General features: G+C 52.0%; 30 protein-coding genes. 13 read left to right on the top strand and 17 right to left on the bottom strand.

The genetic code is table 11. From position 1 onward, the window contains the following. Positions 1-86: 86 nt before the first annotated feature. The 6 genes from PHE17_RS09045 to PHE17_RS09020 all read right to left on the bottom strand — a co-directional run bounded on the left by PHE17_RS09045 (position 87) and on the right by PHE17_RS09020 (position 3,198). Positions 87-1,634 (bottom strand): hypothetical protein, encoded by a 1,548-nt coding sequence (locus PHE17_RS09045; RefSeq protein ID WP_301015509.1) that lies wholly within the window; start codon positions 1,632-1,634, stop codon positions 87-89. Positions 1,635-1,645: 11 nt separating this feature from the next. After that, positions 1,646-1,918 (bottom strand): hypothetical protein, encoded by a 273-nt coding sequence (locus PHE17_RS09040; RefSeq protein WP_301015508.1) that lies wholly within the window; start codon positions 1,916-1,918, stop codon positions 1,646-1,648. Further along, the gene (locus PHE17_RS09035) at positions 1,915-2,094 is read right to left on the bottom strand and encodes a hypothetical protein (protein WP_301015507.1); all 180 of its coding nucleotides are present in this window, start codon (positions 2,092-2,094) and stop codon (positions 1,915-1,917) included. The genes PHE17_RS09040 and PHE17_RS09035 overlap by 4 nt, the downstream gene beginning before the upstream one ends. After that, positions 2,091-2,567 carry a hypothetical protein gene (locus PHE17_RS09030; RefSeq protein ID WP_301015506.1) on the bottom strand — a complete coding sequence of 159 codons (477 nt, stop codon included), beginning with the start codon at positions 2,565-2,567 and terminating at the stop codon, positions 2,091-2,093. The genes PHE17_RS09035 and PHE17_RS09030 overlap by 4 nt, the downstream gene beginning before the upstream one ends. Further along, positions 2,564-2,962: a hypothetical protein gene (locus tag PHE17_RS09025; protein ID WP_301015505.1), complete on the bottom strand. Its 399-nt coding sequence runs from the start codon at positions 2,960-2,962 to the stop codon at positions 2,564-2,566. The genes PHE17_RS09030 and PHE17_RS09025 overlap by 4 nt, the downstream gene beginning before the upstream one ends. Positions 2,963-3,036: 74 nt before the next feature. Then, complete coding sequence (locus PHE17_RS09020; RefSeq protein WP_301015504.1) at positions 3,037-3,198, bottom strand: hypothetical protein; 162 nt, start codon at positions 3,196-3,198, stop codon at positions 3,037-3,039. A 58-nt stretch (positions 3,199-3,256) separates the two neighbouring features. Between PHE17_RS09020 and PHE17_RS09015 the strand changes: the two genes are divergently transcribed. Then, positions 3,257-3,694: an Arc family DNA-binding protein gene (locus tag PHE17_RS09015; RefSeq protein WP_301015503.1), complete on the top strand. Its 438-nt coding sequence runs from the start codon at positions 3,257-3,259 to the stop codon at positions 3,692-3,694. Positions 3,695-3,749: 55 nt separating this feature from the next. Here PHE17_RS09015 and PHE17_RS09010 read toward each other — a convergent pair whose 3' ends face one another. The 8 genes from PHE17_RS09010 to PHE17_RS08975 all read right to left on the bottom strand — a co-directional run bounded on the left by PHE17_RS09010 (position 3,750) and on the right by PHE17_RS08975 (position 7,727). Beyond that, on the bottom strand, positions 3,750-3,887 hold the full coding sequence (locus PHE17_RS09010) for a hypothetical protein (RefSeq protein ID WP_301015502.1): 138 nt from the start codon (positions 3,885-3,887) through the stop codon (positions 3,750-3,752). A 10-nt stretch (positions 3,888-3,897) separates the two neighbouring features. After that, positions 3,898-4,254 (bottom strand): hypothetical protein, encoded by a 357-nt coding sequence (locus PHE17_RS09005; protein WP_301015501.1) that lies wholly within the window; start codon positions 4,252-4,254, stop codon positions 3,898-3,900. A gap of 248 nt (positions 4,255-4,502) precedes the next feature. Next, the gene (locus PHE17_RS09000; protein ID WP_301015500.1) at positions 4,503-5,138 is read right to left on the bottom strand and encodes a hypothetical protein; all 636 of its coding nucleotides are present in this window, start codon (positions 5,136-5,138) and stop codon (positions 4,503-4,505) included. A gap of 256 nt (positions 5,139-5,394) precedes the next feature. After that, positions 5,395-5,685 (bottom strand): BrnA antitoxin family protein, encoded by a 291-nt coding sequence (locus PHE17_RS08995; protein WP_301015499.1) that lies wholly within the window; start codon positions 5,683-5,685, stop codon positions 5,395-5,397. After that, positions 5,660-5,938 (bottom strand): BrnT family toxin, encoded by a 279-nt coding sequence (locus PHE17_RS08990; protein WP_301015498.1) that lies wholly within the window; start codon positions 5,936-5,938, stop codon positions 5,660-5,662. Before PHE17_RS08990 ends, PHE17_RS08995 begins: the two co-directional genes overlap by 26 nt. Positions 5,939-6,016: 78 nt before the next feature. Further along, positions 6,017-6,580 carry a recombinase family protein gene (locus PHE17_RS08985; RefSeq protein WP_301015497.1) on the bottom strand — a complete coding sequence of 188 codons (564 nt, stop codon included), beginning with the start codon at positions 6,578-6,580 and terminating at the stop codon, positions 6,017-6,019. A 524-nt stretch (positions 6,581-7,104) separates the two neighbouring features. Beyond that, complete coding sequence (locus tag PHE17_RS08980) at positions 7,105-7,419, bottom strand: helix-turn-helix domain-containing protein (RefSeq protein WP_301015496.1); 315 nt, start codon at positions 7,417-7,419, stop codon at positions 7,105-7,107. Continuing rightward, on the bottom strand, positions 7,416-7,727 hold the full coding sequence (locus tag PHE17_RS08975; RefSeq protein ID WP_301015495.1) for a type II toxin-antitoxin system RelE/ParE family toxin: 312 nt from the start codon (positions 7,725-7,727) through the stop codon (positions 7,416-7,418). Before PHE17_RS08975 ends, PHE17_RS08980 begins: the two co-directional genes overlap by 4 nt. Positions 7,728-7,819: 92 nt before the next feature. Between PHE17_RS08975 and PHE17_RS08970 the strand changes: the two genes are divergently transcribed. Further along, positions 7,820-8,287 carry a hypothetical protein gene (locus tag PHE17_RS08970; protein WP_301015494.1) on the top strand — a complete coding sequence of 156 codons (468 nt, stop codon included), beginning with the start codon at positions 7,820-7,822 and terminating at the stop codon, positions 8,285-8,287. Positions 8,288-8,372: 85 nt separating this feature from the next. On the opposite strand, the gene PHE17_RS08965 is transcribed toward PHE17_RS08970, so the two are convergent. Then, positions 8,373-8,813, bottom strand: a complete 441-nt coding sequence (locus PHE17_RS08965; RefSeq protein WP_301015493.1) for a hypothetical protein — start codon at positions 8,811-8,813, stop codon at positions 8,373-8,375. 126 nt (positions 8,814-8,939) lie between these two features. Further along, positions 8,940-10,613, bottom strand: coding sequence for an AMP-binding protein (locus PHE17_RS08960; protein WP_301015492.1), 1,674 nt, complete (start codon positions 10,611-10,613; stop codon positions 8,940-8,942). Positions 10,614-10,718: 105 nt separating this feature from the next. On the opposite strand from PHE17_RS08960, the gene pip reads away from it, so the two are divergent. The 4 genes from pip to PHE17_RS08940 all read left to right on the top strand — a co-directional run bounded on the left by pip (position 10,719) and on the right by PHE17_RS08940 (position 13,544). Beyond that, the gene (gene pip / locus PHE17_RS08955) at positions 10,719-11,675 is read left to right on the top strand and encodes a prolyl aminopeptidase (RefSeq protein ID WP_301015491.1); all 957 of its coding nucleotides are present in this window, start codon (positions 10,719-10,721) and stop codon (positions 11,673-11,675) included. Further along, positions 11,672-12,109, top strand: coding sequence for a D-aminoacyl-tRNA deacylase (dtd, locus tag PHE17_RS08950; protein ID WP_301015490.1), 438 nt, complete (start codon positions 11,672-11,674; stop codon positions 12,107-12,109). The genes pip and dtd overlap by 4 nt, the downstream gene beginning before the upstream one ends. Positions 12,110-12,198: 89 nt before the next feature. Beyond that, positions 12,199-12,429 carry a hypothetical protein gene (locus PHE17_RS08945; RefSeq protein WP_301015489.1) on the top strand — a complete coding sequence of 77 codons (231 nt, stop codon included), beginning with the start codon at positions 12,199-12,201 and terminating at the stop codon, positions 12,427-12,429. An 89-nt stretch (positions 12,430-12,518) separates the two neighbouring features. After that, positions 12,519-13,544: a rhodanese-like domain-containing protein gene (locus PHE17_RS08940; RefSeq protein ID WP_301015488.1), complete on the top strand. Its 1,026-nt coding sequence runs from the start codon at positions 12,519-12,521 to the stop codon at positions 13,542-13,544. A 41-nt stretch (positions 13,545-13,585) separates the two neighbouring features. Here the strand turns inward: PHE17_RS08940 and PHE17_RS08935 are convergent, their stop codons facing one another. Next, on the bottom strand, positions 13,586-14,095 hold the full coding sequence (locus tag PHE17_RS08935; protein WP_301015487.1) for a cyclic nucleotide-binding domain-containing protein: 510 nt from the start codon (positions 14,093-14,095) through the stop codon (positions 13,586-13,588). Positions 14,096-14,206: 111 nt separating this feature from the next. On the opposite strand from PHE17_RS08935, the gene PHE17_RS08930 reads away from it, so the two are divergent. The 7 genes from PHE17_RS08930 (at position 14,207) to glnA (ending at position 21,852) form a co-directional block, all read left to right on the top strand. Continuing rightward, positions 14,207-14,446: a BolA/IbaG family iron-sulfur metabolism protein gene (locus PHE17_RS08930; RefSeq protein ID WP_301015486.1), complete on the top strand. Its 240-nt coding sequence runs from the start codon at positions 14,207-14,209 to the stop codon at positions 14,444-14,446. 12 nt (positions 14,447-14,458) lie between these two features. Then, entirely contained in the window at positions 14,459-15,184 is a 726-nt protein-coding gene (locus tag PHE17_RS08925) for a TIGR00730 family Rossman fold protein (RefSeq protein WP_301015485.1), read from the top strand. A 2-nt stretch (positions 15,185-15,186) separates the two neighbouring features. Next, positions 15,187-15,600, top strand: a complete 414-nt coding sequence (locus tag PHE17_RS08920; protein ID WP_301015484.1) for a hypothetical protein — start codon at positions 15,187-15,189, stop codon at positions 15,598-15,600. A 23-nt stretch (positions 15,601-15,623) separates the two neighbouring features. Then, the gene (locus tag PHE17_RS08915) at positions 15,624-16,784 is read left to right on the top strand and encodes a homoserine kinase (RefSeq protein WP_301015483.1); all 1,161 of its coding nucleotides are present in this window, start codon (positions 15,624-15,626) and stop codon (positions 16,782-16,784) included. Beyond that, positions 16,781-17,941 carry a cation diffusion facilitator family transporter gene (locus PHE17_RS08910; protein ID WP_301015482.1) on the top strand — a complete coding sequence of 387 codons (1,161 nt, stop codon included), beginning with the start codon at positions 16,781-16,783 and terminating at the stop codon, positions 17,939-17,941. The genes PHE17_RS08915 and PHE17_RS08910 overlap by 4 nt, the downstream gene beginning before the upstream one ends. Before the next feature lie 193 nt (positions 17,942-18,134). Next, positions 18,135-20,309 (top strand): glutamine synthetase III, encoded by a 2,175-nt coding sequence (locus PHE17_RS08905; RefSeq protein WP_301015481.1) that lies wholly within the window; start codon positions 18,135-18,137, stop codon positions 20,307-20,309. A gap of 133 nt (positions 20,310-20,442) precedes the next feature. Next, the gene (gene glnA / locus PHE17_RS08900) at positions 20,443-21,852 is read left to right on the top strand and encodes a glutamate--ammonia ligase (RefSeq protein ID WP_301015633.1); all 1,410 of its coding nucleotides are present in this window, start codon (positions 20,443-20,445) and stop codon (positions 21,850-21,852) included. Positions 21,853-21,920 lie beyond the last annotated feature (68 nt).

Raw genomic sequence — 21,920 nt, 5'->3', positions numbered from 1 at the left:
CGGGGTGTTTTTGTGGTTAATTTTTGCGTGTTTCCAAGAAAAACAGCCCGCATTGGGCAGGGTTTGCACACCCCGCCCATTTGCAGCTACCCTTTTCGCTTACGAGATTTGGCTTTCAAGGCTTCGAGCCGCTTCGGGTCTTTTGTGTTGTGCCATTCGTCCTTACAAGCTGACTTGCAAAAGGTGTGTTGCTTGTTCACCTTGCGGAACTTACCGCCGCATTGTGGGCAGTCAACATACTCCCCGGCCTTGGCTTCAAGTGCCTGCGTGTACGCATCATCAGCCCGTGTATCTACACGCCCGTGTAAGGGGTCGGAATCGCCTACACGCCCGTGTAGGGGCTTGCGTGTAGGTGCGTGTACTGCCATTCCATCAGCAAGTTTCTGGACGTTCGCCCGCTGTTCAGGTGTTTGATGGAAGCCGCTAGATTCGCGCATCTCTGGGCTATCTGCTTGCGCCTTCGATTTTGGAATAAACCCGAAAGGCAGCTTTTCTGCTTTCGCTGGAAGCGGTTCATTTTGGTCTTGCCACTTAAAGAGCTTGGCACTCTGCGGAACGAAACCGAAACCGGGTTTAGGGTCTTCATACGGCTTACCACGTGTCGTGATTTTAAAAGCGGTGTCTTTATCGTCCAGCGTATCCGGCAATTCATCGCTAAAATCACGGATAACACCATTAGAACGCAATTCATCAACGTCTAGCGTCTTATCGTCCTTGAAGTCATCCGGTGAATACACTTTTCCGACAGCTTTGAAATAATCACCTTTGAGCATTTGCAATGATTCGCGGGTATGTTGCAATTTGGCTAAATACTGGCGTTCGTTGTAAATGGTTGTCAGGTGGATTAACTCGAAGAACAGCGACGAAAGCACCACGATAAACATAGTCCCAGTCGCTAGGGATGTATCAAACATTCCGGCAAATGATTTAGCAGCGGGCAATGCGTGTTCATCACGTTCCTTTGATAAAGCCGCCTGCTTTACGGTCACGGCCTTAATGCTTGCATCATTGGCAGACTGTCGGTCTAATGCCGCTTGCTCTTTCAGGGAATTAACTCTTGCCTCTGAATTAAGGCAATCCTTAACACTTCCTTCCTTCAATTTGCGCTGGCATGAAACTAGCTTAAATTCAGCATCAGCTAAAGCAGTGTTGCCGCTTGAAATGGTAACGCCTGAATTAAGGATGCTCTTACCTGCATTTGATGATTCGACGCTATGGAAAGCCTTTTCCTGCAAATTACTGGAACTGCTAACAGCTTCGTACCATACGCCAGTAATCACCGCTAGCGCCAATATAGCCCTAACAACGAACTCCCTAAAAGAATGCGCGTGTGCCATTGCGCGGAAATTTCCATGCTTTGCAAGCGCAAGCCCTATGGGAGTCGAAACCACAAGAGCAACCGTGTAGATTAAGCCGTTTACATTTGTCCCATTCTCAAAAACATACTGTTGGAACGCCCAAACGCTAACCCCTGCAAATATTACAGAAGTAAAGCTGTAATAAATTAGCGTAGTGGCAATGGTTAGGAATGTTTGTGCATATTTTGTTACCCTGAATGATGCATCATTTTCGTTAGCATCTGCTGTTAGTGCGCTGATTTGCGCGTGTAGGTCATAGCCCTTAATGATCGACATAAAACACCCCCTTAACCTAAGTTCGCTATTAGCAACATTGTCAGCAATTGAACGACACGCATTAATGACAATGCAGGTGTCCCGCCCATTAAAAGCGTGATGCCAATGCAGGCCGATACGCGCATCAGTGCCGGGATGCTGGTTAGTGGGTTGTCGGGATTAAATCCATGTATTGCAGCAATGGCGTAGAACAAGATGAATCCCAAAGCGCATAAAATGGTTATCCACTTGAAAACCATTTCATAGGTCAGGTTTGCGAATAATTCAGCGATACGTGCTTTCATGGTTTGCCCCCGGTGCGCTTGCCGCGCATTGAGAGGGCGAACAGCACCACGCCAGCGCATAGCACTACTGCCAGCGGGTCGATGTGGTGGAACACGGGCAGGTTCAGGGCTTTCGCTTGGGCAGATACCCATAGCCCGGTGATGATGCCAGCGAAGAAGATAATCAGGCCGTTCATGGTTGCGCCCCACGAACCGACAAAAGGACGGGTTCAATTTTCCCGATTGCCATTGAAAGAACGCCGCGTAAATCATCGCTGGTGAGGTTGTCAAAGTCTGAAAATGTGAGAACGCGCAATAGAGACGTTGCGTCTGTCAGTGCCGCCTCTGCGGATTCGCGCAACTCAAAATCGTTCAGATCGTCAAAGCGGTTTCGGGTCAGCAATCCCCAAAGATTCGATAATTCGGAGAGTGCTTGCGCTCTGTCGCCGCTATCAACCGCATCAAGGAAAGACGTGGTTTCGGTGCGGATTTGTTCGCGTAATGACTGATTGATTTCTACAGCCAATTTTGTGCTAAGATTATTCATTGCTGAATCTCCTAAATAAATGCTTTGTAAGGGTTTTTCAGTAGGCCGTTTGGGTGGTTCCAACACCTTGCAGCCGGGATGCCCCAGTGATGGGGCATTTTTGTTTATGCGCTTGTCTTTCACCCAAGCTCTCTGATTTCGCGTTGAAACTCCTCTATTTTTTGGTCAATTTCGCTAATAGCGTCTGCTGGTAAACCCGGTCTGCTAGTTAATACGCCGCCTGATTTTTGTCGCTTCAAGCTGCTAATCCATAGCTCTCTTTGGGTAATCTGTTGCTGTATGTCCCGCGCATAACTCGGCGTAACACGGTTTTCCTGCTTAGCTTGCTGGCTCAAAAAACTTTTAACTTGGTCGCTAAGTGCTTCCGAGTGTTCGCTGAATTCACTTTCCAACAGAGAAAGAGCGTCAAGAACACAATCCGCATCGGCTACCAGCTCCCCGCCTTTGCTTTCCAGCTTGTCACGCAACTGCTTAAGCATCTTTTCTATCGGCTCGATTTTTGCCTTTACATTCATCATCATTATTCCGTTGGGTTATGGGTTGCTTGCCATTTTGTTTAAAAATTAGTGGGTTAGGTGTTTTCGTTTGTGGCTTATGCCGCTTGCGCTTTCTGTTCGTCTGCCTCCTTTGCTTGTCGCAACAAGCGGTTGATTTCAGCGTTTACGCTGCGGTCACTGTCTTTCGCTCGGTCTTTCACCCAAGCATCCACATCAGTGTCAAGACGAATTGAGCGGGGTGGTTTTTTGTCTTTCATGTGTTCTCCAAGATTACATTTGAACACAAGGATAAAGCATAACCCTGGTGTAATCAATATGAACACAAAAAAACACTTTGCAAGTATTCATTTCGATTCGCATAATCAGCGTATGAACAAAGATGAACAGCAGCTTCCAGCAACTTATTCAATCCGCCTTCCAGCCTCAATGCGTAGGCGACTGGAAGAATTCGCCCGTGCAGGTGGTAGATCACTTCATGCAGAGATTTTGCTAAGACTTGGCGTGTCACTTGAAACTTCCAAGGAGGAGAACTCAAACGCGAATATCCCTATGGAAGATCGTGTGCTTCAATTGGAAAAGGCTATGGAAGCTATGAGAGAAGAGCTGATAGCAAAAATTATTTCTAGTGCGGAACTACTGCCACTTGATGCCGTCCGTGGAGCTACGCAAATGTTGTTAGCATCGGCGGCTAAAGAAAATCCAAAAATCAGCGTTAAGACTGTGAGCGATGAACTCGACAAACGCCGTCAGTAACGCACACACGCCCCGTATAGACGACTAGCGCGTGTTATGGTGAAAGTTTACGGCTTTATGGGGTTTGTGGCTTGTGGCGCGTTCCGGTCAGTGGTGCTTGTATTTCAGCACTGCCAGCTAGCCGTATTCCTTGAGGATTCACGGGGTAAATTCTGGCAATCAGGTTTTCGTTCAAGCCTAAAAATTGGTACATCAGCTATCCTTTAGGTTTCAAACTTGCCAAGCACACCACTTTCCTCAAGCTCCTTTTGCCGTCTGGCGCGTTCCTCTGCGGCTTTTGCTAGTTCCGCATCAATGAGGCTTAAATCCATGCGCCGATTGTTCACGGATGCATCAACTTCAACGGATTGCGTAGGTCGCCCATGTCCACGGTCAAGAATTTGAGATGCCGCCGCAATCCGCGCTAGTGCGGGTTGATCGTGGTCATTCATTACCTCTGCCAGCACCTTAAGAGCATCGTCCGTGTACTCTTGCGCAGCCTCTCGGATAGTGCGCGTTGCCTTGTTTACAGAACCGCGCTTGCGTCCACCTGTTTTGAGCCGTGTTTTTTTGCTTTCCATCGTCTAAATCCGTCTATTTTAGAAAATCATGCGCCTTGGGCTTATCGCTGAATGGCAGGGAATAGACAGCCCGTCTGTCATCATCCAACGTGGTCACAATCCCGAAACCTGCACTACGCAATTCATGGATGCACTGACAGCAGTTTGTCCAATCAATCAACCGATCAAGTTCTACGCGCCCCACTTCGCCTTGCAGTAACCGCCTGATTACTGCACGTTTTGCTGAATATGCAGTGTGTCGCTTCATGTCACAAAGGGATGCCAAAAGATTCTTTTACGCTGCTGTACACACCGATTCGCGCCACGCTTTCGGCGGCATTTGGCGGTAAATCACGGACAAGTTCCGTTTGCTGGAATTGCGCCCATTTCGCGGCTTCGGCTTCAAGCTCTTTGATTTCTGCAAGGTCGCTGGATGCGTCGTAATCCTCGATAAGCGTGTCTGCGCCGTCAACGCCAGCCTTGGTAAGTTCCGCTCTTTTGCGTTCAGCATCGGCTTGACCGTTTTTGATGCGGTTTCGGGCTTGAGAAATTAGGGCGTTAAGTTCAAATTCCCTCGAAAATGCTGCCCGGAGGTATGGTGCTGCGGATGCGTTGCGGGCATTGATTTCTGCGGTTAAGTCTGCAATTTCGCGCTGGAAGCCCTGCACCATGTCGTTTAGCTGCTGATTTTCACTAAGCCCAATATCGAGCAACATTTGCTTGCAGCGATTTGCAACTACTAGCGCGTCTTGGTGTTGTCGCCGTTTTCCGTGAAGGTCGGCAAAGCCCATATTGTCCAGATTGCCGGAGGGCGTTCCCTTGCCCAAGTCAATTTGCAGCGTTAGCCGTTCGATCAGCTTTCTGCCCGCTCCGGGTCGTGCGCCGCCGTGATTGTTTGTGGTCATGTCAAGTCTCGTTAAATTCGATACTTGAATGTTAAACGGGTTTCAAGTTGGTCTGTTTGGCGCGTTTCCAGCGTTCAGAGTTTGCGAAAGTGCAGGGTTGATGCAGGGTTGATGCAGGGTTTGTGACGGCTAAGTTATTGATTGCGCAGAGTGTGCAGGGTAGTGAAGGGTTTGCGTTATTTCCGTGGATTCTCAGGAAGCCAGACACAAAAAAGCCGGAACTTGTCCGGCTCTTGGGTAGGGTTTGACAGAGTGCTTATGCCGCTTTTCGGTGATCGGCGATATAGTTCATTAACGCTTCATCAAGTCGGGTTTGCCAGCCTTCGCCGCTTTCCCTGAAATACTGCACCACCTCAGAGGAGAGCCGGATAGTAATCCGTTCTTTGGTCGGTGATTTTTGCTTACCGCGTTTCTGGATGATTTGCGCTAGTGCTGGCAAGACATCGCCAAGGGGTCGGAATGCTGCCATATCTGCACTGGTCAGTTCCCGAACTTCGCCGTTGTCATCTGTCAGGGGTTGGTTAGCACGGGTGATAGTGTCGCTCATAGTTCCGCCTCTCTGGTTTGTCTGCTTTCCTGAAACTAATTACTCGGATACCGTCAACAATGGGCGTAAAACACACCACATATAAGCCGCCATTCATGCAAGCCAACATGATGTAACGCTGTTCTGGATAGTCATAGCGCGTATCCTCTCGAATCAACGCCGTATCCCAATCAACGTGTTCAACCAAAGCGAACGGCAAGTCTCTATGTTCAACATTCCAAGCGTCCTTTTTGGGGTCATAGTCGATCTTCATCTTACATCCTAATTGTATGCACAATATGACTATACAACAATAGCAAGCTAACCGCCGCATTCATTACGAGGAATACGGCTATGCTGCTTCTTTTGCACCTACCAGCCTGTAAACGCTGTTTCGTGCAATCTGGTACTTGTCCGCTATCGCCTGCATGGAAAGGATGCCTGCCTTAACGTCTGCCCTCAGTGCATCAAGCTGTTCATCGGTCATCTTGGGTTTGCGCCCAAACTGTACGCCTTTCAGCTTTGCCGCCTTGCGTCCCTCTTCGCATCTGGCATTAATCAAATCTCTCTCGAACTCTGCCAATGAACCAAGGATGTTGAACAGTAGCTTTCCTGTTGGGCTGGTGGTGTCAATTTGCTGATCCGTGACAACGAAGCCTACACCCTTCTTTTGCAATTGGCTGGTGATAGTGGTCAGGTCGTTCATGGAGCGTGCAAGGCGGTCTAGCTTCGTAATCACGAATACATCACCTTCACGGGCAAATTCTAAAGCCGCTTGCAGTTGCGCCCGGTCATCCGCACTTTTGCCAGATTGCTTTTCATGAAAGACTTTCTCACATCCAGCCAATTGCAGCTTGTCGAGTTGGGTCTGATAGTCTTGTCCAGTGCTTGAAACTCGTGCATATCCGATTTTCATAGAGAATCACCTAAATTTGTGTCATGCCGTGGCGTGTTGTGTCAAAAGTGTAACTTAACTTGTAACTATTGTACTAAATATCTTAGATGATTGCTAACACTGTTTTGTTACAACTTTTAGTACAGTTTTGCTACCCCGTAAACCCTTGTTCTACGCCGTGCTACAAGATTTTGACCTATGTACTAAATATTGTAAGTTTTAGTACAGGGTGATTGCTTGGCATTCCAAGAAACTCAGGCACAAAAAAGCCGATCAATGTCGGCTGATGTGTTGCCCTGCTATTTCTTCGCAACAGAAAATCAATTTGTAAAACTAACAGGTAAGTGCTTGTTTTTCATAGGGTCATAATGGTAACTATTGGTGTCTTTTTGCTTGCCTTATATGTTGGTTAAGTTGTTGTTTTTAATCGTGAAAAGTCAATTTCTCCGCCAATGTGGGAGCTACAATTGCGGGAAGAAAAATAACATTTTTTTCAATAAGTTGAATTACAGCCTATGCATATCCCACAAGACAGTGGAATTGCGCTATGCAGCAACCTTGAATACATCCCTCAGTACATCAGGACGTTCAATGGCAAGTTTCAGCAATGAGCTTGCCGCCCTACTAGGGTTGCGCCTGCCTTGCTCCCATTCCTGCAATGTGCGGGTAGACACACCCAGTAATTCGGCAAACTGGCGTTGAGAGAACCCGACCTTGTGCCGTGCTTCTGCCACTTTTGATATTTGCACCTGATGGACTGCGCCTTTTTGCCCAGCCTTCATTTGGCGGATAGATTCCAGCAGTTCCACCCCAAGATCACGCTTGGAGTCACGCTCAATCAATTGTTCTTCGGTCATCATCGTTCTAACTCCTCTTTGATAGCCCTCAATACGTGCGCGGGGATGTTCTCATTCTTGTTTTTGGCATAGATCAGGAGCAACCATATCTCACCGTTGGCTAATCGGTTGTAATAAATCACCCTAACACCGCCGCGCTTGCCCATGCCTTTCCTCGACCAGCGTATCTTTCTCACACCACCGCTTTTTGGCACAACATCCCCTTCTTCGGGGTTTTCCGCTAACCATGACGCAAATGCGCCGCGTTCATCTTCCGACCAATAGTCAGGCCATAGCGAAGTAAATAATGGGGTTTCGATTACTGTTAACATGGTTAGATCATACGTCTTTGACGTACATTAAGCTATAGGCGGCATTCTGGACTACAGTCATGGAGTGACTTACTGCAAAAGAGTATTCCGCCATGAATAAAAAATACTATCTGACCGCCTTGTTAGCCAGCAGCTTGTTGGGGTTTGCCAATGTGGGCATGGCTGCCGCCTGTTCGGCTGCTAACTCGTTGGTGCAAGTCCAAGACACCAGCCCTGCGGGTTTGTATGAATACGTGATTTTCACCGTAAAGTCCCCCATGACTGGCACTTACAAAGTTTCAAGCGTCAAGCCGCCCTTTGAACACGACCCCAGCGGGACAATCGTTAAGGTTAAAGGCACGGTATTCAAGCAAATTAATTTTGCGATCATGGACTGGATGTGTTCGACCAACCATCAGTTATCTTTGCCTGACTCACAGATTCAAGACGTTAAAAACGTTGGCAATTTTGAAGGTGTCGTGACTTACGTGGTCGGCTATAAGTCGGCGGCAAAATACCTGAATACCTACCAATACCCAGCGGGTGGTTATACCAAGGTCGTGATGCGCTTTAAGAAATGAGGGGATTTGCGGCGGGTGAGGAATCCGGCAGGTGATAAACCTACCGGACATCGTTAGCGGTTACAAAGCTGTCACCGCGTACCGATTACTTCTTTTGCTCAGCCGCTGGTGCTGCTTGAGTAGCATCGGTAGCTGGAGTCGCTTGCTTCGCGTCAGCCGCTGGTGCTGCTTGAGTAGCATCGGTAGCTGGAGCTGCTTGCTTTGCATCAGCCGCAGGAGCTGCTTGCTTTGCGTCAGCCGCTGGAGCCGCAGCTTTTGCAGGAGCCGCTTTCTTCACGACTTTCTTAACTTTCTTCGCTTTTTTCTTTGGCGGGGAAACTTCTTTCTTAGCTGGAGCTGCTTCTGCTGGTTTTGCCGCAGCAGGTGCTGCTGCTTTAGCTGCTGGCTTAGCCGCAGGTGCTACTTTCGCTGCTGGTGCTGCTGCTTCAGGTGCTTTTGCTGCTTCAGGGGCAGTTGCACAACCAGTCAGGGCAACGCTAGCTGCCAACAAAGAGCCAACGATCAGGGCGATAGAACGTTTGTTCATAAATACTCCAAAATGTAACGACGTTTCACGGGGACGAAATGACGCGCTTTTAAGCAAAAAGAGAGCCGTGCGCCATTTCTGCGCGAAATCCTACTGCCCAAAATGTAACGCCGCAAGTATTGTTTTCTATACACTTAACTGCCGCAGTTCTTTGCGCAAAATTTTCCCAACATTGCTCTTCGGCAGCGTATCCACGAACACAATTTGTTTCGGGCGTTTATAGCCTGCAAGCTGCTGGCGGCAGTATTCGCGCAGTTCTGTTTCGCTCAGGCTGGGGTCTTTTTTCACCACGAAAGCTTTGACGGTTTCACCGGAATGTTCGTCTGGCACACCGATCACGCCGACTTCCAGCACTTTAGGGTGGCTGGCGAGCACGTCCTCCACCTCATTGGGGTACACGTTGAAACCGGAAACCAGCACCATGTCTTTGAGGCGGTCAACCAGTTTGATGAAGCCCTGTTCATTCATCACCGCAATGTCGCCCGTGCGTAACCAGCCATCACCGGGCATGACTTTGGCGGTTTCATCCGGGCGCTGCCAATAACCTTGCATGACTTGCGGACCACGTACCCACAACTCGCCCTCTGTACCGATGTCGAGTTCATTGCCATCCAAATCGCGGATCGACACTTCCGTGGAAGAAATCGGCAACCCAATCATGCCATTATAATCCGCCAGATTGACCGGATTGACGCACACCGCCGGGGACGTTTCAGTCAGCCCGTAAGCTTCCAGCAGGGTAACGCCGGTCAGGGCTTTCCAACGTTCCGCCACTGCGCGTTGCACTGCCATGCCGCTGCAAAGCGCGATCTTGAGGCGGGAAAAATCCACCGTGCCAATTTCAGGCTGGTTCAGCAAGGCATTGAATAAGGTATTGACCCCAGTGATGAAGGTGAACGGTTCCCGCGCCAGTTCCTTGACGAACGCGGGCAAATCACGCGGGTTGGTGATCAGCACGCTTTTCGCGCCCATTTTCAAGGCAAACAGGGCGTTCGCGGTTAAGGCAAACACGTGGTAAAGCGGCAAAGCGGTGATGACGATTTCCTGCCCCGGCACGAGGTCAGCCGCTGCCCACGCTTCGGCTTGCAACATATTGGCAATCAGGTTGCGGTGGCTGAGTACCGCCCCTTTCGCCACGCCCGTTGTGCCGCCGGTGTATTGCAGGAACGCGGCGTCTTCATGCCCCGGCGCTGCATCCTTGTAGCCGTGCGCATATTCCTTGCCCAGCCGCAATGCCTGATTGAAAGTAATCGCGTCCGGCAATTTGAACGCGGGAACCAGCTTTTTCACGTACTTGACTACCACATTCACCACAAGGGATTTGGGAAAACCCAGCAAATCCCCCAGTTCCGTGGTAATAATGGTGTTGATGGCAACCTTGTCCCGCACCTTTTCCAGCGTATGGGCGAAATTGGCGAGGATTACAATGGCAGTTGCACCGGAGTCTTTCAATTGGTGTTCGAGTTCGCGCTCGGTGTACAGTGGGTTGGTATTCACCACCACCAAACCAGCACGCAATGCGCCGAACAGTGCCACCGGGTATTGCAGTAAGTTGGGCAGCATCAGCGCAATGCGGTCCCCCGGTTTCAAGCCCGCGCCGAAAATCAGGTAAGCGGCAAACTGGCGGGTCAGGCGCTCAAACTCGGCATAAGTAACCACTTTACCCATGTTGCTGTACGCTGGGCGGGCGCTGAATTGGCTAACGCTGCGCAAGAACAGGTCAACCAGCGAATGGTATTGATGGGTATCAATTGTCGCCGGAACATGCGACGGATAACTTGGCAACCATACCTTGTCCATAACCTCCTCCTTTTCCTAGCGATTTTTGCTTAGCGTAGCATTCTTTGAGGGCTGCGGACATTTCGTCTAAACTTTGTGGCAGGATTAGCCTACAGGAGACACCGTTTGAGCGCACTTTACCCACCTATCCACGAATACCGGCATTTTTACCTGCAAGTGGATGACACTCACGAAATTTACATCGAAGAGTGTGGCAACCCGCACGGTGTACCTGTCGTGTTCCTGCACGGTGGCCCCGGCTCCGGCTGCGAACCGTGGCATCGGCAATTTTTCGACCCCACCCGTTACCGCATTGTGCTGTTCGACCAGCGCGGTTGTGGGCGTTCCCGCCCTCATGCGTCACTGGTGAACAATACGACATGGGATTTGGTCAGCGACATGGAACTGATCCGCGAAGCGCTGGGCATCGACCAATGGGCGCTGTTTGGCGGTTCGTGGGGTTCGACACTGGCACTGGCGTATGCACAACAATACCCGGCGCACGTCAGCGGCATGATCCTGCGTGGCATTTTCCTGTGCCGCCAACGTGACATCGACTGGTTCTATGAGCAAGGGCATGGCATCGAACGGATTTACCCCGATTACTGGCAGGATTACCTCGCCCCAATCCCAGAAGCAGAACGCGGCAACATGGTCGCGGCGTATTACCAACGCCTGACCGGGGAAAACGAAATCGCGCGGATGCAAGCTGCCAAAGCGTGGTCAGTGTGGGAAGGGCGCACGGCGAACTTACAACCGAAAGAATCGGTGTTGGCGCATTTTTCCGACCCGTACACCGCCATGAGCGTGGCACGGATTGAGGCGCACTATTTCACCCACCAAGGCTTTTTCGACGACGACCAACTGATCCGCGACGCGCAACGCATTGCGCATTTACCGGGCAGCATCATCCACGGGCGTTACGACATGATTTGCCCGCTGGAACAGGCACTGGCCTTGCATGAGGCGTGGCCTAATGCCGATTTCCACATCATTCCCGGCTGCGGTCATGCTGCCAGCGAAGCCTTGATCCAACAAGCGCTGGTGGAAGCCACCGAGGCATTGCTGGAGAAACTGGCATGATTGGCCTGATCCAACGGGTTGCCCACGCCCGTGTGGAGGTGGGCGGCGAAACCGTCGGGCAAATCGGGCGCGGCATCTTGCTGCTGCTCGGGGTGGAAAAGGAAGACACTTCCGCCCACGCCAAACGCTTGTTGGAACGGGTATTGGGCTACCGCATTTTCCCCGACGAAGCGGGCAAGATGAATTTGGGGCTGCGCGAAATTGGCGGCGGGTTGTTAATCGTGCCGCAATTTACCCTGCCTGCGGATACCCGCAAGGGGATGCGCCCCAGCTTTACCACGGCTGCACCGCCTGAGTTGGGGCGGCAGTTGTTTACTGAATTCTGCGACTACGCAGCGCAGCAACACCCTGTCGTGGCTACGGGAATATTTTCTGCCGATATGCAAGTTTCCTTGCTTAATGACGGCCCTGTGACATTTTGGTTAAGACCTTGAATGCAGGTTTCCTTGTCGGTATAAAATTTTTCTGCTACACCTATAACGGCTTATAGAGAGAGTTCACTTGTATAGCAGGATCGCAAAATATGACAAACCCACCCTTTTTTGTATTATTGGCTATTTTATTTAGTTTGAGCCTCACCGCTTGTGGGGACAAAGACGCACCGCCCCCCCCCACCACTGTTGCCAGCGCAACAGAATCAGCACCCGCTGATGCCAAATCTACCGAAGCAGCACCCGCCCCCGCAGCCGATGGTCAACAGGCCACCGCCGACGGCACGAAAAAAGCAGGCAACCCGGAAGCCGACTGTAATTAACCCTTATCGGTTACCATCAAGCATTGGCGGAACCCTTCAGGAGAGAGGAAGGTTTCGCCAAGGAACTACTAAAACTTGGAGGATGTAGCATGAAATTTATCAACCTATTCCGTATCACGGCACTAACAGCGGGCTTATGCCTAACTGCTGGCGCGTTTGCGGCGGAAGAACCCAAACCTGTTGGCATTACCGCCGAACTGATGGGCATTACCGTCAAACACAACGGGCAAGACATTGAAATCAAGCGCGAGCAAGACAATAACGCCACGATTAACCCGCTGTTTGCCAAGACATCCCGCCCCTGCCCACCGTTCTGTATACAACCCGACAAGGTCGCACCGGGCGTAGATACCATCGCCGAACTGGGCGTGTTGGATTACCTGCAAAAGATGAGTGCAGGCGACACCAGCATTCTGGTGATTGACTCGCGCACCCCGGATTTTGTCGAACGCGGCATGATTCCCGGCGCAAAAAACATTTCGTGGAAAGCCCTCAGCCCCAAGGAAGGTGCTACCACCGAAGGCATTATCGAAATCCTGACCAATGAATTTGGTGCGAAACTGGCGGCTGACGCAGACGCTTTCGCGGTTGATGAAGCAGTGACAGCAGGTGGGGATGCGGTCGGTAAAATATTCGACTATTCCGGGGCGAAAACTTTGGTGATGTATTGCAACGGCCTGTGGTGCGGGCAATCGCCAGCCAATATCAAAACCTTGCTGTCATTCGGCTACCCGGCAGACAAAATCAAATGGTATCGCGGCGGTATGCAGGATTGGGAAGTACTCGGCCTGACCACGGTTCCAGGAGCAAAAGCATCGGAAACTGCCGCTGCACCCGCAACACCTGCTGCCGCAGCACCTGCGCCAGCACCTGCCCCCGCTACGGAAGCCAAACCCGTTGAGGCCAAACCAGCCGATGCAAAAACTGATGCAAAACCTGCTGACGCTAAGCCAGAAGCTAAACCGGAAGCCAAAGCAGACAGCCCCAAAGCCGACACCCCTAAAGCGGACAGCCCCAAGGCCGAAGACAAGCCCGCCAAGGCAAAAACCGACGCTAAAGCAGACAGCACGAAAACCGATGCTAAGCCTGCCGAAGGCGACAAAACTAAACCGTAAACTCCCCCAGAACCAAAAAGGTCAGCAACTGCTGGCCTTTTTTATGCCGGAATACCTTCCGCGCCATCCGCGCTTGTGACCTGCTTGTGTAACTTAGCGTTTTCGTCACTCAAGTGGCGCACCAGCGAATCCAGACTGCGGATCACAAATTCCAATAGGTTGGTAGCGATATAAGGTTCCTCAATGCGGATGCGGTTATACATCGGGCGGGTAATTTCCAGCAAACGCACCCCGCTACGGCGGGCACGCAGGCGTACCGTGCGCGGGCGATGGTCGAAAAAGGACATTTCTCCCACCAAACCGCCGGGTTCAATTTGTCCCACTTCAAACTCGTTATCGCCATCCACTTGCAGCAATTTGACCGCACCGCCGATCACGAGGTAGAAACGGTCGCTGATTTGCCCAACATCAGCCACCACATCCTGTGAACCCAATTCGCGGATACGGGTGTAACGCACAAAGCGCGAAATTTCTTCATCCGTTAGCGCAGCACAAAACTCCTGACAGGTATCCTTGACCTGTTCCACCAACCCGTTATTCATTTTGCTCATGACACGCTCCCCTAGAAATGGATTGAATGCCCCATTATACGCATAGAAATAAGCGTTGTCGGCGGGCGCGTAGTATAATCCCGCGTTTTATAATGCCGACCGGAGCGCCGCATGAGTATCAGCAACGAAGCCGTGAAAGAAATGATCCAAGCCCAAATCCCGGATGCCCAAATCGAGGTCAATGGCGATGGCTACAAATACGAAGCCGAAGTGGTCAGCGACGCCTTCGCCGGGTTGAGCACCCTCAAGCGCCACCAGCGCGTTTACGCTGCCGTCAATGCTGCCATTACCTCAGGCCAGCTTCATGCGCTGACCATCCGCACCTTTACACCTGCTGAAAAAGCCGCTTAAGTTGCCAACCACATGGATAGCATAGCCCGCTCCAACCATCCCGCACTCCTGCCGATTGATGACCGCGAACTCGCCCGCGAAAGCTGGAAGATTTTCCAAATCATGGGCGAATTTGTGAATGGCTTTGAACGCCTTGCGCACTTGCGCCCTGCGGTCAGCATGTTCGGTTCAGCCCGCACACCGCCCGATGACCCCATGTACCAACTGACCGAAGAAATCGCCCGCAAGCTCTCCGATGCCGGTTTCGCGGTGGTCAGTGGTGGTGGCCCCGGCTTGATGGAGGCGGCAAATAAGGGCGCGTTTGCGGGCAAATCGCCCAGTATTGGTTTGAATATCCAACTGCCGCACGAACAGCGCACCAACAACTACCAAGACATCTCGCTGTTTTTCCGCCACTTCTTTTCGCGTAAGGTGATGTTCGTCAAATACGCCTCCGCTTACGTGGTGATGCCGGGCGGCTTTGGCACGCTGGATGAACTCGCGGAAATCATCACCCTCGTGCAAACTGGCAAAACCCGCAAAATCCCTATTGTGCTAGTCCACCAGCCTTTCTGGAGCGGATTGATCGAATGGTTCAGGAATACGCTGGTAAAACAAGGTACAATAGCCGCCGACGATTTGGATTTGCTGGTCATACTGGATGATGCGGATGCTATCGTCAGTCACATTTTCCAATACTACGAACGCGCCATTTCCGGGCCATCCGCAGAAGAACGCGCTAATTTCATGGAGATATAAGAATGAAAACAACAGCATTACTCGCTGTCACCTTAGGGCTGGCAATCCTTGGCAATCCCCTAGCTTACGCAGACGACACCGTGGCAGCACCTGTTGACCCGACTGTTGCTGCCGTTGATAACATGGCGGATACCACTGCCGTTGTTGATACTGCGGCTGTTGACGCGCCAGCCGCCACTTCCACCGACGAAGAAACCGTTGGTAAGCTGAAAATCCAAAACATCCGTGTGGAAGACCGTTACGGTGCGATTGAAGAAGACCGCGTACAGGCCATGCGTAGCGAAGTGCGTTACGTCCCCACCGGCAGTGCGGAAGGTTACAACTTGGTCGAATCCAGCGGCTCACAAGGCAAAAGCCAAAATGCCCATCAAGCAAGCGACATGAAAATTTCTAGCTGGAAATTGTTCTCTTGGTAAATTCCTTTTCTTGGTAAACCGCGATGTCAGTTTATACCCCTGTCAGTGCCGCTGAACTGGATGCTTTCCTGACGCAATACCCAGCAGGCACGCGGGTGGATTTTGCAGGCATCAGCGCGGGCATCGAAAACAGCAACTTTTTCGTCTCGACCACGGGGGGGGAATATGTCCTCACCCTGTTCGAGCAGCATAGCCCGGAAGCGCTGGGCTATTTCCTTGCGCTGATGCAATGCTGGGCAGAAGCAGGCATTCTCGTTGCCGCGCCGGTTGCTACGCATAACGGACAGTTACTCAGTTTCCTCAATGACAAACCCGCAGCGTTGGTAACACGTTTACCGGGAAGCCATCCCGACCAAACCACCGTCAGCCAATGCGCAGAAATTGGCGCAATGCTGGCGCGGATGCACCTTGCCGGAAAAGATTTCCCCTTACACCGCCCCGCCGACCGGGGACACGAATGGCGGATGCAAACCGCAGAAAAGCTGTTGCCGCAACTCGACACCAAAGACGCGCAACTGTTGCAAGCGGAAATGGCTTTCCAGCACACCATCCCCTTCAGCAAGCTGCCGATGGGAACCATCCACGCCGACCTGTTCCGCGACAATGTGCTGTTCCACGAAGGGCATCTCAGCGGCATATTAGATTTGTATTTCGCTTGCAACGATAATTTGCTCTACGACCTTGCGGTGGTCGCCAATGATTGGTGTTGCCAGCCGGACGGTTCGCTGGATACCCCGCGCTTACAAGCCTGCCTACAAAGCTATCAGGCAATACGCCCGTGGGAAGCGCTGGAACAGGAATACTGGCCTGCCATGCTACGCGCTGCCGCCTTACGCTTTTGGCTATCACGGCTGGTCATCAAATTTGCTCCGCTGGATGGCGAACTGACCTTACAAAAAGACCCGGATGAATTCCGCGCCAAACTGCTGCACCGGATTGCAGGGAGTAACCCTATGGAAATGACCATCAATGCCCGCCGCCTGCTGTGTCCCTTGCCGGTAATCCGTGTGCAACAAGCGGTGGAAAAGCTGCCCGCTGGCGTCACCATCACTGCCATTTGCACCGACCCCGGTGCACTGCACGACATTCCCGCATGGGCACGGATTCACGGGCATACCGTACTTGAAACCCGTACCGAAGGGCGCGAATACACCGTCGTATTGAAAACAGGGCAAACGGCATGAGCGGACACCACCCTCACCTAACAGAAATACCCGCAGGCGATAGCCGCCAAGCCGTGACCCGCCGTGTCGCGCTGGTGGGTATGAGCGTCAATATTTTCCTCACCATTGCGCAAATCATCGGCGGCATCCTCACCCATTCGCAGGCATTGGTCGCCGATGCCATGCATACCCTGTCTGACCTGATCGGCGACATCGTGGTGTTGTTTGCCTCCCACCATGCCGCCAAGGATGCCGATGACAAGCACCCTTACGGGCATGGGCGCATTGAAACCTTGGCAACCGTCATCCTCGGTTTATTGCTCGGCGGGGTCGCCGTCGTTATTTTCATGCGGGCATGGGAACGGCTGGCAGGCGATGCCCCCATCATCACCCCCGAACCTGCGGCGATGGCTATTGCTGCCCTCGCCATCATTGGCAAGGAAGGGTTGTACCATTACACCGTGCACGTTGCTAAACGCATCAGCTCCCCGATGCTCAAAGCCAGCGCATGGCATCACCGCTCGGATGCGATTTCCTCCGTTTTGGTGTTACTTGCCATCGGTGGGGCGCAACTCGGCTTCCCGTGGCTAGATGCTGTTGCTGCCATCATGGTTGCTGTGATGATTTTCTACATGGCATTCCAGTTGATTGCTGAAAGCACCAGCGAGCTGGTCGACACCGGGTTAGACCCGCAAGAAGTGCAGGACATCCGCGATTTCATCTGCGCCATGAACGGAGTGGAAAGCTTGCACCTGTTACGCACCCGGCGCATGGGCGGGCGGGTACTGGCAGACGTGCACTTGCAGGTCGACGGGCGCATCAGCGTTTCCGAAGGCCACCACATTGGCGAAACCGTCATGTACCGGCTGCGGCGGCACTTCCCCAATATCAGTGATGTCGTGATCCACATCGACCCGGAAGACGACGAAATCGCCCACCCCAGCAAAAACCTGCCATCACGGGTCGACTTGCTGGCAACTTTGCAAGCTATCCCGGCAACTGCCGCATTGTGGCCCTTGGTCAAAGACATGACCTTGCATTACATCAATGGGAAAATCCAACTGGAGATCATTTTGGGCAGCACGCCCCCTGCTGAAGCACTCAGTGATTTCCGGGGTGCTTGCGCGGGCGTTAGCTGTATCCAGCAGGTAAGCTTCTTGCACCAAAATAGCGCGTAAATTCCCTGAAATGCGTTATTTTGGTGCGCATTAATCTCGCGTTTAAATTTCATGCACCACCAAGCATCGGAAATCTCAAGCCCTTCGGCGAATACATGAAGTGGCACATAAATTGCTTCTCACCATTCATTTAACCGCGCGTTTAACCAATGCGCGGCACTTCCCGCTTTTATGAAATGATGAGGTTTACGAGATGAGCAGCAATCTAGCGCGTACCCAAGCAATCCATACCATCAGCCAACGTTCCCCGATGGATCTCGGTAAGACCGATCCGCTGAGCAAGATTTGGGCATGTGACGTTTTCAATCTGGCACGCATGGAAGAATGCCTTTCCAAGAATGCCTTCAAAGCGATGAAGAAAACTTTCCAGACTGGCGCACCACTTGACCCTGCTACGGCTGACGTAGTAGCTGCTGCGATGAAAGAATGGGCGATGTCTAAAGGCGCTAAATTCTTCTCCCACATTTTCTACCCGATGACCAACGCCACGGCTGAAAAGCACGACGGCTTCATTATCACTAGCCCAGAAGGCAATGCCATCACTGACTTCAGCGGCAGCCTGCTGATTAAAGGCGAACCGGATGGCTCCTCTTTCCCGAACGGCAGCATCCGTGCAACTAACTCTGCACGTGGTTACACCGCTTGGGATCCAACCAGCCCTGCGTACATCATGCACACCGCCAACGGCGCAACCCTGATGATCCCGTGCGTATTCCTGTCTTGGACTGGCGAAGCACTCGACAAGAAAATCCCACTGCTGCGCTCTAACGCTGCCATGAACAGCGCTGCCCAGCGCGTGCTGAAACTGATGGGTGAAACTGACGTTGCTACCCTGAACTCAAGCTGTGGTGCAGAACAAGAATACTTCCTGATCGACGAAGCCTTCGCTACTGCCCGCCCTGACATCCTGTTGTCCGGCCGCAGCCTGTTTGGTGCACCTCCGGCTAAAGGCCAGCAATTCGATGACCATTACTTCGGCGCAATCCCTGAGCGCGTGCAAGTCTACATGCAGGACATCGAAGACAAGCTCTACCGTCTGGGCATCCCGGCTAAAACGCACCACAACGAAGTTGCACCGGGCCAGTTTGAAATTGCCCCTTACTTTGAAGCGGCTAACATTGCTGCCGATCACCAGCAATTGCTGATGACCATCATGAAAACCACCGCCAAAGCCCACGGCTTCCTGTGCATGTTGCATGAAAAACCATTCGCAGGCGTCAACGGTTCCGGCAAACACGTCAACTGGTCTGTCGGTAACAGCACGCAAGGTAACTTGCTTGATCCGGGTAATACCCCAGAAGACAATCTGCACTTCTTGGCATTCTGCGGTGCGGTCATCCGTGGTGTGCACCAATTTGGCCCGCTGCTGCGTGCAGTTATCGCTTCTGCTTCCAACGACCACCGTTTGGGCGCGAATGAAGCACCTCCGGCGATTTTGTCCGTTTACTTGGGCGACCAACTCGAAAAAGTTTTCCAAGACATCAAAGACGGCAAAATCCTCAAAACTGACAAAGGCGGCAAGATGGATTTGGGTCTGTCCCAGATTCTGCACTTCGACCGTGACCCCGGCGACCGTAACCGTACTTCACCGTTTGCGTTCACTGGCAACCGTTTTGAATTCCGCGCAGTTGGCTCTTCACAGTCCGTGTCTGGCCCACTGATTGCCATGAACACCATGTTGGCTGATTCCCTGAACTGGATTGCTGACAAACTGGAAGCTGAACTCAATGCAGGCAAAGACGTTGCTTCTGCAACATTGGCTGTGCTGAAAACCTTGATGGAACAACACGGTAACGCGGTATTCGGCGGCAATGGCTACTCCCCAGAATGGCACAAAGCTGCTGTTGAAGAGCGCGGCCTGAAAAACCTGCCAACTTCTGCTGATGCATTGCCAGAGCTGTTAAGCCCTGAAGTCGCTGGCCTGTTTGAACGCACTGGCGTCCTGACTCCAGCAGAACTGCACAGCCGCTTTGAAGTTTATGCTGAACAGTACATCAACAGCATCGACGTAGAAGCCAAGCTGATGGTTAACATGGCAACCACCATGATCTACCCAGCGGCAGTAACTTACCTGTCAGAGCTGTCTGCAACCGCTGCCAACTTGCAAGAACTCGGCATCACGCTGGATAACGCAGTTGCACAGAACGTTGCCGCAGAAGCCAATGCCCTGATGGTTGCGGTCGGTAAACTGAGCGAAGCGCGTGCTAAACACGACTTCGACGGCGCACAAGACCACATGCGTTTCTTGGCTGACACCGTGCGTGGTTTGATGACTGAAGTCCGCGCCCACGCTGACACTCTCGAAACGCTGATTGCTGACGAAATGTGGCCGCTGCCTAAGTACAGCGAAATGCTGTTCATTAAGTAATAAGCCCTGTAGGGGCGGTTCGCGAACCGCCCCTACAGCCATTTACAGTTTACCTGACTCTGCGTACCATTCGTCATCGGTTGAAAAATCCCGTTTTTAGAACTTAATCCACCAGGAGGAGACAGCAATGTCCATGTCCGCACAAGATGTTCTTAAACTCATTAAAGATAACGACGCGAAATACGTTGATTTCCGTTTCACTGACACCCGTGGCAAAGAGCAGCACGTCACCGTTCCTGCCCACACGGTAGAAGACGACACCTTCACTGAAGGCAAAATGTTCGATGGTTCTTCCATCGCTGGCTGGAAAGGCATTAACGAATCCGACATGATTTTGATGCCAGACCCAGACACCGCATTCATTGACCCATTCTTCCAAGACGTAACTGTCAACATCACTTGTGGCATCGTTGACCCGACCACGATGGAAGGTTACGAGCGTGACCCACGTTCCATCGCGATGCGTGCTGAAGCTTACCTGAAATCCACAGGTATCGCTGACACCGCATTCTTCGGCCCAGAACCTGAATTCTTCATCTTCGACGACGTGCGTTGGGGCGCTGACATGAGCGGCTCTTTCGTCAAAATCGACTCCGAAGAAGCTGGCTGGAACTCCGAAAAAGTTTATCCAGACGGCAATATGGGTCATCGCCCCGGCACGAAAGGTGGTTACTTCCCTGTACCACCCGTTGACTCTTTCCAAGACCTGCGTTCCACCATGTGTAACATTCTGGAAGAAGTCGGCGTTCCGGTCGAAGTCCATCACCACGAAGTGGCTACCGCAGGCCAGTGCGAAATTGGTACGCGCTTTGCAACCCTGACCACCCGTGCGGATTGGACGCAACGCCAGAAATACGTTATCCACAACGTTGCCCACCAATACGGCAAAACCGTGACCTTCATGCCTAAGCCTATCGTAGGCGACAACGGCTCTGGGATGCACGTCCACATGTCCTTGGCGAAAGACGGCGTGAACACCTTCGCGGGCGACGGCTATGCAGGCTTGTCTGAACAGGCGTTGTACTACATCGGCGGCGTCATCAAGCACGCGAAAGCCCTGAACGCGATCACCAACCCCGGCACGAACTCTTACAAGCGTCTGGTTCCGGGCTTTGAAGCACCTGTTATGCTGGCATACTCTGCGCGTAACCGTTCCGCTTCCATCCGCATCCCATTCGTTGCCAGCCCCAAAGGCCGCCGTATCGAAGTGCGTTTCCCTGATCCATCTGCCAACCCTTATCTGGCATTCGCTGCTCTGATGATGGCGGGCTTGGACGGTATCAAGAACAAAATCCATCCGGGTGAAGCGATGGACAAAGACTTGTACGACCTGCCGCCAGAAGAAGACAAACTCATCCCACGGGTTTGCCACTCTTTAGACATGGCGCTGGACGCACTGGACAAAGACCGTGAGTTCCTGACTGCCGGTGGTGTCTTCACCAACGACATGATCGACGCTTTCATTGAGTTGAAAATGCAAGAAGTTACCCGCTTCCGCATGACCACTCACCCGGTCGAGTTCGAGATGTACTATTCTCTCTAATCCTCGCGGTTGGAAAGCTAGACAAGAGACGCCCCCACTGCGGGGCGTTTTCTATTTGGGGAGTGAGC

The organism is Thiothrix sp. (genome assembly GCF_028714775.1).
Taxonomy (GTDB): Bacteria; Pseudomonadota; Gammaproteobacteria; order Thiotrichales; family Thiotrichaceae; genus Thiothrix.
Note: the sequence above shows the minus strand (reverse complement) of the source record. Positions and strands in the feature narration are given on the sequence as shown.

Excerpts from the sequence above, each read along its gene's own strand:
- PHE17_RS08990 (WP_301015498.1), bottom strand. The coding sequence starts at position 5,938 with ATGAAGATCGACTATGACCCCAAAAAGGACGCTTGGAATGTTGAACAT.
- PHE17_RS08995 (WP_301015499.1), bottom strand. The coding sequence starts at position 5,685 with ATGAGCGACACTATCACCCGTGCTAACCAACCCCTGACAGATGACAAC.
- PHE17_RS08915 (WP_301015483.1), top strand. The coding sequence starts at position 15,624 with ATGTCAGTTTATACCCCTGTCAGTGCCGCTGAACTGGATGCTTTCCTG.
- PHE17_RS08985 (WP_301015497.1), bottom strand. The coding sequence starts at position 6,580 with ATGAAAATCGGATATGCACGAGTTTCAAGCACTGGACAAGACTATCAG.
- glnA (WP_301015633.1), top strand. The coding sequence starts at position 20,443 with ATGTCCGCACAAGATGTTCTTAAACTCATTAAAGATAACGACGCGAAA.
- PHE17_RS09020 (WP_301015504.1), bottom strand. The coding sequence starts at position 3,198 with ATGAAAGACAAAAAACCACCCCGCTCAATTCGTCTTGACACTGATGTG.
- PHE17_RS08930 (WP_301015486.1), top strand. The coding sequence starts at position 14,207 with ATGAGTATCAGCAACGAAGCCGTGAAAGAAATGATCCAAGCCCAAATC.
- PHE17_RS08980 (WP_301015496.1), bottom strand. The coding sequence starts at position 7,419 with ATGATGACCGAAGAACAATTGATTGAGCGTGACTCCAAGCGTGATCTT.
- PHE17_RS09040 (WP_301015508.1), bottom strand. The coding sequence starts at position 1,918 with ATGAAAGCACGTATCGCTGAATTATTCGCAAACCTGACCTATGAAATG.
- PHE17_RS09010 (WP_301015502.1), bottom strand. The coding sequence starts at position 3,887 with ATGTACCAATTTTTAGGCTTGAACGAAAACCTGATTGCCAGAATTTAC.
- PHE17_RS08925 (WP_301015485.1), top strand. The coding sequence starts at position 14,459 with ATGGATAGCATAGCCCGCTCCAACCATCCCGCACTCCTGCCGATTGAT.
- PHE17_RS08905 (WP_301015481.1), top strand. The coding sequence starts at position 18,135 with ATGAGCAGCAATCTAGCGCGTACCCAAGCAATCCATACCATCAGCCAA.
- PHE17_RS08935 (WP_301015487.1), bottom strand. The coding sequence starts at position 14,095 with ATGAGCAAAATGAATAACGGGTTGGTGGAACAGGTCAAGGATACCTGT.
- dtd (WP_301015490.1), top strand. The coding sequence starts at position 11,672 with ATGATTGGCCTGATCCAACGGGTTGCCCACGCCCGTGTGGAGGTGGGC.
- PHE17_RS09025 (WP_301015505.1), bottom strand. The coding sequence starts at position 2,962 with ATGATGAATGTAAAGGCAAAAATCGAGCCGATAGAAAAGATGCTTAAG.
- PHE17_RS08910 (WP_301015482.1), top strand. The coding sequence starts at position 16,781 with ATGAGCGGACACCACCCTCACCTAACAGAAATACCCGCAGGCGATAGC.
- PHE17_RS08970 (WP_301015494.1), top strand. The coding sequence starts at position 7,820 with ATGAATAAAAAATACTATCTGACCGCCTTGTTAGCCAGCAGCTTGTTG.
- PHE17_RS08945 (WP_301015489.1), top strand. The coding sequence starts at position 12,199 with ATGACAAACCCACCCTTTTTTGTATTATTGGCTATTTTATTTAGTTTG.
- PHE17_RS08940 (WP_301015488.1), top strand. The coding sequence starts at position 12,519 with ATGAAATTTATCAACCTATTCCGTATCACGGCACTAACAGCGGGCTTA.
- PHE17_RS08975 (WP_301015495.1), bottom strand. The coding sequence starts at position 7,727 with ATGTTAACAGTAATCGAAACCCCATTATTTACTTCGCTATGGCCTGAC.
- PHE17_RS09045 (WP_301015509.1), bottom strand. The coding sequence starts at position 1,634 with ATGTCGATCATTAAGGGCTATGACCTACACGCGCAAATCAGCGCACTA.
- PHE17_RS08965 (WP_301015493.1), bottom strand. The coding sequence starts at position 8,813 with ATGAACAAACGTTCTATCGCCCTGATCGTTGGCTCTTTGTTGGCAGCT.
- PHE17_RS08960 (WP_301015492.1), bottom strand. The coding sequence starts at position 10,613 with ATGGACAAGGTATGGTTGCCAAGTTATCCGTCGCATGTTCCGGCGACA.
- PHE17_RS09035 (WP_301015507.1), bottom strand. The coding sequence starts at position 2,094 with ATGAACGGCCTGATTATCTTCTTCGCTGGCATCATCACCGGGCTATGG.
- PHE17_RS09015 (WP_301015503.1), top strand. The coding sequence starts at position 3,257 with ATGAACACAAAAAAACACTTTGCAAGTATTCATTTCGATTCGCATAAT.
- PHE17_RS08920 (WP_301015484.1), top strand. The coding sequence starts at position 15,187 with ATGAAAACAACAGCATTACTCGCTGTCACCTTAGGGCTGGCAATCCTT.
- PHE17_RS09005 (WP_301015501.1), bottom strand. The coding sequence starts at position 4,254 with ATGGAAAGCAAAAAAACACGGCTCAAAACAGGTGGACGCAAGCGCGGT.
- PHE17_RS09000 (WP_301015500.1), bottom strand. The coding sequence starts at position 5,138 with ATGACCACAAACAATCACGGCGGCGCACGACCCGGAGCGGGCAGAAAG.